This is a genomic window from Variovorax sp. V15, from assembly GCF_041154425.1.
Lineage (GTDB): Bacteria > Pseudomonadota > Gammaproteobacteria > Burkholderiales > Burkholderiaceae_C > Variovorax > Variovorax guangxiensis.
Genome location: NZ_AP028659.1, coordinates 3,281,492 through 3,293,692 on the forward strand (window position 1 = coordinate 3,281,492; position 12,201 = coordinate 3,293,692).

General features: G+C 67.9%; 14 protein-coding genes. 7 read left to right on the top strand and 7 right to left on the bottom strand.

Annotation, left to right across the window (positions count from 1 at the left end; all coding sequences use genetic code 11):
• Positions 1-19 precede the first annotated feature (19 nt).
• Entirely contained in the window at positions 20-496 is a 477-nt protein-coding gene (locus tag ACAM57_RS15535; protein ID WP_126020037.1) for a VOC family protein, read from the top strand.
• Positions 497-508: 12 nt separating this feature from the next.
• Here ACAM57_RS15535 and ACAM57_RS15540 read toward each other — a convergent pair whose 3' ends face one another.
• The 4 genes from ACAM57_RS15540 to ACAM57_RS15555 all read right to left on the bottom strand — a co-directional run bounded on the left by ACAM57_RS15540 (position 509) and on the right by ACAM57_RS15555 (position 3,562).
• Positions 509-1,948 carry an MATE family efflux transporter gene (locus ACAM57_RS15540; protein WP_369662273.1) on the bottom strand — a complete coding sequence of 480 codons (1,440 nt, stop codon included), beginning with the start codon at positions 1,946-1,948 and terminating at the stop codon, positions 509-511.
• Positions 1,945-2,517: a DUF2239 family protein gene (locus tag ACAM57_RS15545; protein WP_184637798.1), complete on the bottom strand. Its 573-nt coding sequence runs from the start codon at positions 2,515-2,517 to the stop codon at positions 1,945-1,947. Before ACAM57_RS15545 ends, ACAM57_RS15540 begins: the two co-directional genes overlap by 4 nt.
• Positions 2,518-2,625: 108 nt before the next feature.
• Complete coding sequence (locus ACAM57_RS15550; RefSeq protein ID WP_369662274.1) at positions 2,626-3,024, bottom strand: GIY-YIG nuclease family protein; 399 nt, start codon at positions 3,022-3,024, stop codon at positions 2,626-2,628.
• Between the two features lie 22 nt (positions 3,025-3,046).
• Positions 3,047-3,562: a hypothetical protein gene (locus tag ACAM57_RS15555; protein WP_369662275.1), complete on the bottom strand. Its 516-nt coding sequence runs from the start codon at positions 3,560-3,562 to the stop codon at positions 3,047-3,049.
• Between the two features lie 370 nt (positions 3,563-3,932).
• Here ACAM57_RS15555 and ACAM57_RS15560 point away from each other — a divergent pair, with 370 nt between their 5' ends.
• The 6 genes from ACAM57_RS15560 (at position 3,933) to ACAM57_RS15585 (ending at position 9,988) form a co-directional block, all read left to right on the top strand.
• Positions 3,933-4,727 (top strand): response regulator transcription factor, encoded by a 795-nt coding sequence (locus ACAM57_RS15560; RefSeq protein WP_126020026.1) that lies wholly within the window; start codon positions 3,933-3,935, stop codon positions 4,725-4,727.
• A gap of 8 nt (positions 4,728-4,735) precedes the next feature.
• Entirely contained in the window at positions 4,736-5,716 is a 981-nt protein-coding gene (locus ACAM57_RS15565; protein ID WP_369662276.1) for a sensor histidine kinase, read from the top strand.
• Positions 5,717-5,797: 81 nt separating this feature from the next.
• Positions 5,798-8,173: a Tex family protein gene (locus ACAM57_RS15570; protein ID WP_369662277.1), complete on the top strand. Its 2,376-nt coding sequence runs from the start codon at positions 5,798-5,800 to the stop codon at positions 8,171-8,173.
• 66 nt (positions 8,174-8,239) lie between these two features.
• Entirely contained in the window at positions 8,240-8,497 is a 258-nt protein-coding gene (locus ACAM57_RS15575; protein WP_369662278.1) for a type II toxin-antitoxin system Phd/YefM family antitoxin, read from the top strand.
• 7 nt (positions 8,498-8,504) lie between these two features.
• On the top strand, positions 8,505-8,918 hold the full coding sequence (locus ACAM57_RS15580; protein WP_369662279.1) for a type II toxin-antitoxin system VapC family toxin: 414 nt from the start codon (positions 8,505-8,507) through the stop codon (positions 8,916-8,918).
• A complete protein-coding gene (locus ACAM57_RS15585; RefSeq protein WP_369662280.1) occupies positions 8,915-9,988 on the top strand; it encodes a phospholipase in 1,074 nt (357 codons plus the stop codon). Before ACAM57_RS15580 ends, ACAM57_RS15585 begins: the two co-directional genes overlap by 4 nt.
• Here the strand turns inward: ACAM57_RS15585 and ACAM57_RS15590 are convergent.
• From ACAM57_RS15590 to ACAM57_RS15600, 3 genes are read right to left on the bottom strand one after another with little or no spacing between them, the layout of a single operon-like run.
• A complete protein-coding gene (locus tag ACAM57_RS15590; protein WP_369662281.1) occupies positions 9,952-10,308 on the bottom strand; it encodes a hypothetical protein in 357 nt (118 codons plus the stop codon). The genes ACAM57_RS15585 and ACAM57_RS15590 overlap by 37 nt on opposite strands.
• Complete coding sequence (locus tag ACAM57_RS15595) at positions 10,308-10,688, bottom strand: RidA family protein (RefSeq protein ID WP_369662282.1); 381 nt, start codon at positions 10,686-10,688, stop codon at positions 10,308-10,310. The genes ACAM57_RS15590 and ACAM57_RS15595 overlap by 1 nt, the downstream gene beginning before the upstream one ends.
• Entirely contained in the window at positions 10,685-12,190 is a 1,506-nt protein-coding gene (locus tag ACAM57_RS15600; protein ID WP_369662283.1) for an efflux transporter outer membrane subunit, read from the bottom strand. Before ACAM57_RS15600 ends, ACAM57_RS15595 begins: the two co-directional genes overlap by 4 nt.
• Positions 12,191-12,201 lie beyond the last annotated feature (11 nt).

The following is a 12,201-nucleotide window of genomic DNA, read 5'->3' on the forward strand; positions in this document are numbered from 1 at the left end:
TCAGAAGCGAAGGAGTCCCATGCAGAAGATCGTTCCCTGTCTCTGGTTCGACACCAACGGAGAAGAGGCGCTGAAGTTCTACAGCAGCATTTTTCCGAACTCGCGCGTGACCGACACACTGCTGTGGGGCGACGCCAACCCCAGCCGCAAGGGCTCGCTGCTCACCGCGACCTTCGAGCTCGACGGGCAGGAATTCATGATTCTCAACGGCGGCCCGGAGTACAAGTTCAACCCGGCCATCTCGATGTTCGTGCCGTGCGAGACGCAGGCCGATGTCGACTACTACTGGGACAGGCTGCTCGAAGGCGGTGGCCAGCCGGTGCAGTGCGGCTGGCTCACCGACCGCTATGGCGTTTCGTGGCAGGTCGCGCCCAAGGCCATGATCCGCATGTTCCAGGACAAGGACGCTGCCAAGGCCAACCGCGCGATGCAGGCCATGATGAAGATGGTCAAGCTCGACCTCGCACAGGTGCAGCGGGCCTTCGACGGCAAGTAGCCGGCGCGCCGGCTACACCAGCCGGTGGATCGATTTCTTGCGCCACACCAGCTGGTAGTAGGCAGTCTGCAGCAGCAGCATCGCCCCGAAGGTCACCGGGTAGGCCACCCAGACCCCATCGAGCCCGATGCGGTGGCTCATGACCCAGGCCACCGGCACCTCCACGCCGAGAATGCAGAAGATCGAGATCAGCGTGGGCACCAGCACCGAGCCGCTGGCGCGCATGATCCCCGACAGCGCCGAAGCCATGCCGAAGACCACCAGGCTCCACAGCATGATGTGCAGCAGCGTCTGCGCGATCTCGATGACCGGCGCGCTGGTGATGAAGAAGCCCATCAGCGGCCGCGAGAACAGGTAGCCCAGCAGCACCAGGCCGCCGGTCAGCACCAGGTTCATGAGCAGCGCCGTCTTCGCGATGGCGCCGAGCCGGTTGGCCCGGCCCGCGCCGATGGCCTGCGCGCCGAGGATCGACGCGGTGATCGCGATCGAGATCGCCGGGAACTGCACGTAGGCCACCACCTGGTTCACCGCGCCGTAGGCGGCCGTGGCGTTCGAGCCGAAGCCGTTGACCATCGACAGCAGTACCACCTCGGCCAGCGCCACCACGATCATCTGCACCCCCGTGGGTACCCCGATGCGCAGCACGGCCTTCAGCAGGTGCGGCTGGATGCGCAGGTTGCGCATGAATTCCGCGTCTGGCGCGAGCGGGCTCTTGCGCTGGTGCAGGCGAAAGCCCAGCCAGGTGGTTGCCACTGCGAACGACAGCACCGACGCCCACGCGCCGCTGGCCACGCCGAGTTGCGGCAGGCCGCCCCAGCCGCGGATGAGCGCGGGCGTGACCACCAGGCCGATCAGCGTGGAAATCAGCAGCGTGAGCAGCGGCGTGACGGTATCGCCCACGCCGCGCAGCATCGCGGTGGCCAGCAGGAAGATGAACACGCCGGGCATCGCGATCAGCATGATGCGGGCATAGCGCGTGGAGTCGGCCAGCACGTCGGGGGGCGTGCCCAGCGCGGCCAGCATCGGCGTGGTGAACGCGCCTCCGAATACGGCGATCACCAGCCCCATCAGCACGCCGACGGTGAGCGTGGTGCCGGCCACGGCCTTGGCCTTGGCGACGTCGCGCGCACCCCATGCCTGGCCGATGAGCACCGAGGCGCCGGCGCCCAGGCCGATGATGAAGGCGATGAAGAAGAACATCACCGGAAAGAAGCTCGACACCGCCGCGAGCGCGCCCACGCCGAGCATCTGCCCCACGTACACGTTGTTGAGCGTGCCGGAGAGCGACTGGAGGATGTTGCTGAGCAACATCGGCGCGAGGAAGAAGAGAAAGACCTTCCACAGCGGGCGCGGCGCGTTGACGGGCGACACGGGCACGCCCTGCAGGCCGCTCTGGCCGGCACCGGGGCTGTTGCTGCTGCCGGTGCCGGGCGTCTCGGTTGTCGTTCTCATCGATGGTTCCAGCCGGCGGCCGCGAGTTTCTGCAGATGGGCGCGCACGTCGGCGGGCCAGGGGTCGATCAGGGTGGCGAAGCGTTGCTCCTCGCCGGCGAAGAGCGCGCGGGTGGCTTCCTCGAAGCCGGGCAGGTTGCCCGCGATCGCGGTCATGAAGCGGTAGGCGGCTTCCTGCGCTGCGCGCACGGTGTCGCGCTCGGCGTTCACGCGGCGCGCGTCTTCGACCAGCTTGCGCAGCGCGACCGAGGCGCCGCCGGGCTGGCGGCCGAGCCAGTCCCAGTGGCGCGGCAGCAGCGTGACTTCGCGAGCGACCACGCCGAGCTTGGGACGGCCCACGCCGCGCGGGGCATCGTCGCGATGCGGCTCGGCCTCGGGGTAGCGCAGCTCGGGCGGAAGCTCGCGCATGTCGAGGTCGAGCTGGGCGCCGGTCTGGTCATCGAACACGAGATACGGGCCGGGGTCGTCGCGGCGGCTCAGCTGTTCGAGCACTTCGGTCTTGCTGCCGTGTGCCACGCGCTGGAAGCCGAAGAACACGGTCAAAGTGGTTGTTGGGGTGTCGGAAGACATTCGGATGTTTGTTTGTTCCTGGGGGGTACCAAGCGAAACGAGGTGCGTAATCTACTCGCTGCCGCGCTTCGATGCGCGCCATCTCGTCGCCATGTGTCGCGCATGCGCTCAGGGTGTGTTGTAGCCGTTCGCGCCGAAGCATTGAAGCTCTTCCTGCCATAGCGAAAGAAGCTTCTCGAGCTCGGCCTTGCGATCGAAACCGGGGTCCTTGCGCTCCTTGATGCGGTCGACCACCTCGAAGCTGAAATGTTCGGCGCCATGCGCGATCCAGTCCTGGCCGAGCGCCTTGCTGCGATGGGAGCGCATGTTCAGTTCGAAGCGCGCGCGGTTCATCGCGCCATCCACATCGAGGCTGCCGGCCACGTAGACGCGGCCGCTGAGCTTGTTGCGGATCGCGTAAACGCCGGCCGGGCGCGGGTTTTCCTTGTATTGCCGGATCAGGGCGCGGCGGTTTTCCGTGGACAGGTTCATGCCCCAAATATTACCCGGATTAAATTGGAACGACAATACATCCGGGTAAAAATGGAGTTCAGCTTTCCCTGAACCGCCGCCAGCCGCGAGCCATGCGCCTGTTCAGTGCCCGCACAAGGCGCCAGGGACGGCTCTGCCGGACGAGGTCGAGCACGCGGTCCTTCCAGGCTTTCCACCGCGGATACCAGCGGGCGAACCACGGAATGCGCATCAGCGGCCCTTCGACCAGCTGGAAGATCCGCGCCACGATGGCGGTGCCCACCAGCTTGGCCAGCACCAGCACCGTGAGGGCGGTCGCCGCATGGCCACGGCTGAAGAGAAAGAGCGCCAGCACCTTCACCGGCAGAAGCAACAGCACCGGCACGAAGAAGGCCAGGAGCGCACCCCACGGCGGCAGCCGGCGCAGCCGTTCCTCGAGCGCGGCCCAGAGGGGGAGGCGGGACAGCCGCGCAGCAAGGGCCGCGAGCGGCTCCCAGCCCCACTCCTCGAAGAGCAGCAGCGCAACGATGAGCGCGGTGCCGATGGCGCGGAGCAGGGCACGCAGTACGCGCAGCACGCGCGCAAGGAATGTCATTGCGCGAGGGTAAGGCACGCAAGGGGCCGCGGGCCGCTTCGCGATCAGCCAGCGATCAGCGAGGCGGTCCGGAAGGGCCAGATGTCAGCCGAAATGCTTCTTCGGCGCCCGGGAAACGGGGGAAGAAAGGGCCCTGCTGGGTAGAGCGAGGCTATGGCAAAAGACATGTCGAGCAGCGCTTCAAGAGAGCAGCGGGCTGGTATTACATGCGCCGCCCAAAGGGAGAATTACTACTTTTGCTTGACTCGAGTAGTCAATCGCAACAAGATGCAACCAAAGTAATCAAAAAAGCTGAAGATAAAAATCTGAGTAGAAATGAATTAACTTTTGGAAACGAACAAGATGGACTAGTTGTCACAAAGGGGCTGAAATGGAAAGCGATCTCGACGTTTCGTTGACAGATTCAAGCAACTCCGCTAGGAAATACACCAACCCTGGCCAGTTCGGCGGACTACTTTCACCGTCCGCGGATACCCTCCCTTGGCCCGACTTCCTGACCGGGCAACAGACCAAGCCGGTGCGCGTCCTGCTGGTGGACGACGACCCCTTCGTACGCCGCGTCATCGCGCAGGAATTGCTGGGCGATCTGCGCATCCAGCTCGAAGGGCAGGCAGGCACGCTGCGCGAAGGACGGCGGCTGCTGATGCAGCACGAGTTCGACGTGCTCATGGTCGACATCCGCCTCGGAGACGGCAGCGGATTCGAGCTGATCGAAGAGGCCAAGCGCCATCGCAGCGCGGCCGAGATCATCGTCATTTCCGCCCTCGAGGACGAGCCTCAGGTGCTGCATGCCTTCGAGCTCGGCGCCTCTGGCTACCTGGTCAAGAACGCGTGGTTCCAGAGCTATGCGCAGGCCGTGCTGCAGGTGGTCAATGGCGGTGCCGCCATCACCCCGCGGCTGGCCCGCCGGCTGCTCGTGCACCTCGATCACAAGCGCTCCAACGTGAACCCGGTGCGCCCGCCGGACAGCAAGGCGACGTTATCCGCCAGGGAGCGCGAAGTGTTGCGACTTGTAGCGACGGGCTACGTAACCGAAGAGATCGCTTTGCAGCTAACCATCAGTGCCCAGACGGTTAACGCGCACGTCAAGAACATCTACCGCAAGCTGCATGCGCACACCCGCGCGCAGGCCGTGAGCTTCGCCTCCCATCGGGGACTTCTCTAGGCCATGCCATGCTCGCGCCGCAGGTCCTTCAGCTTCCGCATCTTCTGGAAGACCAGTTCGTGTGGCTGTCGATCGGCTCGTGGTGCGTACTGCTCGTCTGGCTGCGCCAGCACGTCTCGCGACGCCGGCTGCTGGCATGGGCCGCGCTCGCGGGCGCGCTGCACCTGACGCCGGTCGCAGCGCAGGCCATCAGGGCAGGCTCCGCTGTCACCGTCATGGCCAGCGACATGCCGTTCGCCTTCTGGGCTCTGCAGGCGGCCAACGTGCTGGTGCTGGGAATGATCCTGGGCATCTGGTACGTCTCGCAGCGTCGGGCCGCGCGCTTTCGCCAGGCGCAGGCGGTGATGGCCGAGCGCCGCCGCATCGCCAACGACCTGCACGACGGCGTCGGTTCCCGGCTCGTGGCGCTGCTGGCCAGCCAGGACCCGAAATCGGGCGGCCCCGGCAGCCTCTCGATGGCGCTGCAGGCCTGCCTGCTCGAACTGCAGATGACGGTGGACGACCTCGACGACCAGGGCGACAGCACCGTCGTCGAGCGGCTGGGCCACCTGCGTTACCGCCTGCGCCCCGCGTTCGAGCGCATGGGCGTCGCCTTCGAATGGAACATCTCGGCCGAGACTGAAAGCTTCCCGATGCCGGCGGAGACCGCGTCGCAGGTCTGCCGCGTGGCGCAGGAGGCTTTGTCGAATGCCTTGCGCCACTCCCGCGCGACCCGCGTCGAGCTGCGCGTCGCGCCGCAGGAGCAGGGCCGGGCGATGGTGCTCGAGGTGCGCGACAACGGCAGGGGGCTGAGCCCGGCCGGGAGCGCGCCGGCCGGGGACGCGGGCCCCTCCGGCAGTCTGGGCAAGGGGCTGCGCAGCATGCATTCGCGCGCCGAGGCGATCGGTGCCGAGCTCGACATCGGCCCCGTCGCGCCGCACGGCCTGTGCGTGCGCCTCGTGGTGCCGTGCGAAGCCGAGGCAAGGCAGGAATCCGAAAGCAAGCTGTAACACGCCCGCCGGCTTGCCCGGGGCGGATGCCGTCCCCGCCTATGGCAAACTCCCGCGCTTTGCCAGGGACGCGCTCAAGACATGCAGAAAATCATTCGCCAGCTCGCCGTCGAGATCAAGGTCGGCGAGAACCAGGTGAAGGCCGCCGTCGAACTGCTCGACGGAGGCGCCACGGTTCCATTCATCGCCCGCTACCGCAAGGAAGCCACCGATGGCCTCGACGACACCCAGCTGCGCGAGATTGAAGCCCGCCTTTCCTACCTGCGCGAACTCGAGGACCGCCGCGTGGCCGTGCTCAAGGCCATCGACGAGCAGGGCAAGCTGACGCCCGAACTGCGCGCCGCCATCGAGCTGGCGCCCACCAAGCAGGAGCTCGAAGACCTCTACCTGCCGTTCAAGCAGAAGCGCCGCACCAAGGGCCAGATCGCCCGCGAATTCGGTATCGAGCCGCTGGCCGACAAGCTGCTGGCCGACCCCACGCTCGACCCCGCCGTGGAAGCCAAGGCCTTCCTGCAACCCGCCACCACGCTGGACGACGGCAAGCCGGGCCCCGATTTCTCCACCGTGCCGCTCGTGCTCGACGGCGTGCGCGACATCCTTTCCGAGCGCTGGGCCGAAGACGCCGCGCTGGTGCAGAGCCTGCGCGAATGGCTCTGGAACGAGGGCCTGCTGCGCTCCAGCCTCATGGCCGGCAAGGACGAGAACAACGCCGACGTCGCCAAGTTCCGCGACTACTTCGAATACGACGAGCCCATCGGCCGCGTGCCTTCGCACCGCGCGCTGGCCGTGTTCCGCGGCCGCGCGCTCGAGATCCTCGACGCCAAGCTGGTGCTGCCGGTGGAGCCCGAGCCGGGCAAGCCCAGCATCGCCGAAGGCCGCATCGCGCTGCACCTGGGCTGGAGCCATTCGGGCCGTCCGGCCGACGACCTGATCCGCAAGTGCGTGGCCTGGACCTGGCGCGTGAAGCTCGCGCTTTCCACCGAGCGCGACCTGTTCACCCGCCTGCGCGAAGACGCCGAGAAGGTCGCCATCAAAGTGTTCGCCGACAACCTGCGCGACCTGCTGCTGGCTGCGCCCGCCGGCCCTCGCGTGGTGATGGGCCTGGACCCCGGCATCCGCACCGGCGTGAAGGTGGCGGTGGTCGATTCCACCGGCAAGCTGGTCGAGACCGCCACCGTGTTCCCGCACGAGCCGCGCAAGGACTGGGAAGGCTCGCTGCACACGCTGGGTAAGCTGTGCGCCAAGCACGGCGTGAACCTGATCGCCATCGGCAACGGCACCGCCAGCCGCGAGACCGACAAGCTCGCCGCCGACCTCATCAAGCTGCTGGCCAAGATGGCCGCGCAGGCCGGTGCCCCTGAGCTCAAGGTCGACAAGGTGGTGGTGAGCGAGGCCGGCGCCTCGGTTTACTCCGCCAGCGAATTCGCCTCGCAGGAAATGCCCGACGTGGACGTGAGCCTGCGCGGCGCCGCCTCCATCGCGCGCCGCCTGCAGGATCCGCTGGCCGAACTCGTGAAGATCGACCCCAAGAGCATCGGCGTGGGCCAGTACCAGCACGACGTGAACCAGAGCGAGCTCGCACGCACCCTGCAGGCCGTGGTCGAAGACTGCGTGAACTCGGTGGGCGTCGACCTGAACACCGCCAGCGTGCCGCTGCTCAGCCGCGTGTCGGGCCTGTCTGCCAGCGTGGCGAAGGCGGTGGTGCGCTGGCGCGAAGCCAACGGCGCCTTCTCCACCCGCAAGCAGCTGCTGGACGTGACCGGCTTCGGCCCCAAGGCCTTCGAGCAGAGCGCGGGCTTCCTGCGCATCCGCGGCGGCGCCGACCCGCTGGACATCACCGGCGTGCACCCTGAAACCTATCCGCTGGTCGAGCAGATCATCGTCAAGACCGGCAAGCCCATCGCCGAGCTGATGGGCCGTGCCGACATGCTCAAGACGCTGAAGCCCGAACTCTTCGCCAACGAGAGGTTCGGCGTCATCACCGTCAAGGACATCCTGGGCGAACTCGAGAAGCCCGGTCGCGACCCGCGCCCCGACTTCAAGGTGGCGCGCTTCAACGACGGCGTGGAGGACATCGCCGACCTGAAGGAAGGCATGGTGCTCGAAGGTACCGTGAGCAACGTGGCTCAGTTCGGCGCCTTCGTCGACCTCGGCGTGCACCAGGACGGACTGGTCCACGTGAGCCAGCTGAGCCACAAGTTCGTGAACGACGCGCGCGAGGTCGTGAAGACCGGCGACATCGTCAAGGTCAAGGTGATGGAAGTGGACGTGGCGCGCAAGCGCATCGGCCTGTCGATGAAGCTGGATGCGGCGCCCGCGCGCCGCGACGGCCCGCGCGACAACCGCTTCGAGGGCGCAGGACGCGGCCAGCAGCAGCACGGCCGCCGCGACAGCTCGCCGCAACCGGCGGGGCAGATGGCCAATGCCTTCGCCAAGCTGCAGGGGCTTCGCAAGTAAGTCCTTCCGAAAGAACGATTGCCCATTAAACTAGTCATCTAACTAGTTATGAATGGGTGATCCGCCATGAAAACCTGGCCGGTACAAGACGCCAAGGCGCGTTTCAGTGAATTCCTGGAGGCTTGCCTGGTCGACGGGCCTCAGATGGTGACGAAGCGCGGCGCCGAAGCAGCCGTGCTCGTTCCGGCGGCTGAGTGGCGGCGCCTGCACGCGAGCGCCAAGCCGTCGCTCAAGGATCTGCTGCTTTCGGAAGAAGCCCGCACCGAATTTCTCGTCCCTCAGCGGGGTAGCGCTCGCAGGCGCCGCGTCATCCCGATGCGCTGAGGTCGGCATGTACCTGTTGGACACGAACGTCATTTCCGAACTCCGCAGGCCCCGCCCGCACGGCGCGGTGCTCGCGTGGATCGCCCCCATCGCGGACGGCGACCTGCATCTCTCGGCGGTGACGCTCGGAGAGATCCAGGCCGGCATCGAACTCACGCGCGAGCAGGACGCAGCCAAGGCCGACGAGATCGAGCAATGGGCGGCCATGGTTGCCGTCTCGTACAACGTCCTGCCCATGGATGCGGAAACCTTCAGGCTCTGGGCGAAGCTGATGCATCGCAGTTCGGACACGCTGTACGAGGACGCGATGATCGCCGCCACCGCCCGGCAGCACGCGCTGACCGTGGTGACCCGCAACGTCAGCGACTTCGCCGGATTCGGCGTCGAGGTTCTGAATCCTTTCGAGCAGCCGAAGGCATGAAAGCCCTGCGCATCTACGCCGGCCCCGCGGCCCGCAAGCACATCGCGCAGCACGGCCTGCGTCCGCAGGACGTGCGCACCATCCCCGGCGCGGCGGGCGGGCCGAAGGGGCTGATCCTCGGGCCGCTGGACCGCTTCATCTTCGGCCGCTGGCTGCCGCAGTCCAGCCAGCAGGTGCACCTGGTGGGTGCGTCGATCGGCGCGTGGCGGCTGTCGACGGCCTGCCTGTCGGGTTCCGACGCGGCATTCGAGCGCTTCGAGCACGACTACGTGCACCAGCAGTTCGAGGTACCGCCGGGGCAGAAGAAGCTCAGCCCGCGCCAGCTCAGCGAGCGCTTCGCCGAGAGCCTCGAAGCCTTCTATGGCGGACGTATCGCCGAGGTGCTGAGCCATCCGCGCTACCGGCTGCACGTGGTGACATCGCGCGGCCGTCACATCCTCGGGCGCGAGGGCAGGGCGCGCACGCCGGTGGGTTACCTGGGCGCCTTCGCCACCAACAGCCTTCACCGCAAGAGCCTGGGCGCGTGGCTGGAGCGCTGCGTGTTCTCCACGCCCGGCGCGGCATTGCCTTTCGCCACGCGCGACTTCCGTACGCGCCAGCACGCGTTGAGCGAGGCCAACTTCAACATGGTGCTGCAGGCCTCGTGCTCCATTCCGTTCCTGCTGCCGGCGGTGCACGACATTCCCGGCGCGCCGCGCGGCGCCTACTGGGACGGCGGCATCACCGACTACCACCTGCACCTGGACTACCAGCCGGCCGACGAGGGCATCGTGCTGTATCCGCATTTCCAGCAGGCGGTGGTGCCGGGCTGGCTCGACAAGGGCCTGCGCTGGCGCCACAAGGCCAGCGGTTTTCTCGACCGGATGGTGGTGCTCGCGCCCGACCCGGAATGGGTGCGCACGCTGCCCAACGGCAAGCTGCCCGACCGCAAGGACTTCATCCACTTCGCGAATGACGCGCAGGCGCGCATCGCGGCATGGGGCCGCGCCACGCGCGAGGCGCGGCGGCTGTCGGACGAGTTCGAGGGCTGGCTTCAGCGCGACGGCGTGCCCGAACTGCTGCCGCTCTGACCCGGCAGCGCCAGGGGCAGGGCGCAGTCGAGCACGTTCACTTCCACCGCATCGCCTACATTGAGCCGGGCGCCCGCAGGCCATCGCCCGGTGCCCAGCGAGCGGCTGTGTACGCCGCCGTTGTGGTAGCGCACGACGGCGTAGGGCACCGCGGCACCGCCGTCCGAGCCGCAATCGCGATCGACCGTGGCGGCAAGCTCGCCCGCGCGCCCGACACTGACGACCTCGGCAGCGCGCCAGCCGGCCGAGCGGCCGAACGAGTGCGCATTGAAGGCCGAGCAGCCGCCCAGCATCAGCGCACAGAGGAGGGCCGAGCGCATCACGGCACCGGCCCTGTCGCAGCGATCGCCGCCGTGGCCTGGATCTCGACGCGGTACTCGGAGTCGATCAGCTTCGCGCCCACCGTGGCGCGCGCGGGGGTATGGCCGGCGGGCACCCATTCGTCCCACACCGAGTTCATCGCGGCGTAGTCGCCCACGGTGCGCAGGTAGATCGTCACGCTCACCAGGTCCTGCTTGGTCGCCCCCTGCGTGGCGAGCAGGCGGTCGATGTGGCGCAGGATCTCGCGCATCTGCCCGGTGATGTCCAGCGACGGGTTCTCGGCCACCTGGCCCGAGAGGTACAGCAGGCGCGCGGCGCCCAGGTCGACGGTCACCATCTCGCTGAAGCGGGGGCCCATGTCGTGGCGGATGATGTTCATGGCGATGCGGGAGAGATGGAAGAAGACGAGACGATGGCAGCTTGGGGTGCATTCCACCAGCCGCCGCCCAGCGCCTGGAAGAGGGCGGCCGCGTCGGTCAGCCGCAGCGCGCGGGCCTGAACCAGATTCAGCAGCGCCTGCTGCTGGGCCTGTTGCGCGATGCGCAGCGAGAGCGCGCTGGCGTCGCCCAGCCGCACTTGCGCCTGCGTGCGCGCCAGGCTCTGCGAAGCCGTGCGCTCGGCCTTCACCGCCGCCTGCAGCGCGCGGGTGTCGGCGTCGATGGCTTCCAGCGTATTGGCCACGTCCTGGAAGGCTGCGAGCACCGTCGCGCGGTACTGCGCGGCCGCTTGGTCGAACGATGCGCGCGCGGCGGCCTCGCGATGCTTCAGCGCGCCGCCGTCAAAAATGGGCTGCGTCACGCTCCCAGCCACCGTCCAGAAGAGCGAGGACGACTTGAACAGGTCCGCCAGCCGGTAGGCCGAGGAGCCGTACGAGTTCACGCCCAGCGTGACGTTCGGCAGCCGGGCCGCCACCGCCACGCCGATGGCGGCGCTCGCCGACTTCAGCTGCGCCTCGGCCGCACGCACGTCCGGCCGATGCTCGACGAGGCTGGAGGGCAAGGTCAGCGGCAATTCCGTCGGCAGCTGCAGCGCATCGAGATCGAAGCGCGCCTCTACGCCCTGGCTCGGGAAGCGGCCGGCCAGCGTGGCCAGCAGGTTGCGCTGCTGCGCCAGTTGCCGGTCGAGCGGCGGCAGCGTCGCTTCGGTGGCGGCCAGTGCGGCCTCCTGCGCATCGACGTCGGCCGGCGCCGCCTGGCCCAGCGCCAGCTGCCTGCGATAGGCCTGCAGCACTTCCTTCTGGCCCGCAATGATGGTCAGCGTGGCGCTTTGCTGTGCGCGCAGCGAGGCCTCGGTGATCGCGGCGGTCACCACGTTGCTGCTGAGCGTGAGCTTTGCGGCCACGCTCTGGAACTGCTGCAGCTCCGTACTGGCCTTCGCGCCTTCCACCTGCCTGCGGGTGCCGCCGAACACGTCGGGCGTGTATGACACCGTCACCTGCGCCGTGTGCAGCGTGTACAGGCTCGCGTTGGACGACACCGGGCTCGCCACCGCGCTGGCCACGCGCTGCCGCGTGGGCGAGTAGCCCAGCGCCACGCTGGGCCAGAAGGCGGCACGGTCGGCGGCTTCGTTCTCCTGCGCCGCGCGCAGGGCGGCGTCTGCCGCCTCGATGGTCGGGTTGCCGGCGAGGCTCTGCGTGACCAGCGCGTTCAGCGGCTCGCTGCGGAAGGCCTGCCACCACTGGGCCGGCACGTCGAGCTCGGGCGACAGGCGCGCCAGCGGCACGCCTTCGGCTTCCTTGCTCGCGGGTGGTGCGGAGGTATATCGCGCGGGCAGGTTCAGCTGCGGGCGGGCGTAGTCGGGGCCGACCGCGCAGCCGGCCAGCAGCATCGCCGCAATGCCGGCCGCCACGGGCGTCGCCAGGTTTGTCTTCTTTGTCTTCACTGGTTGTTCCG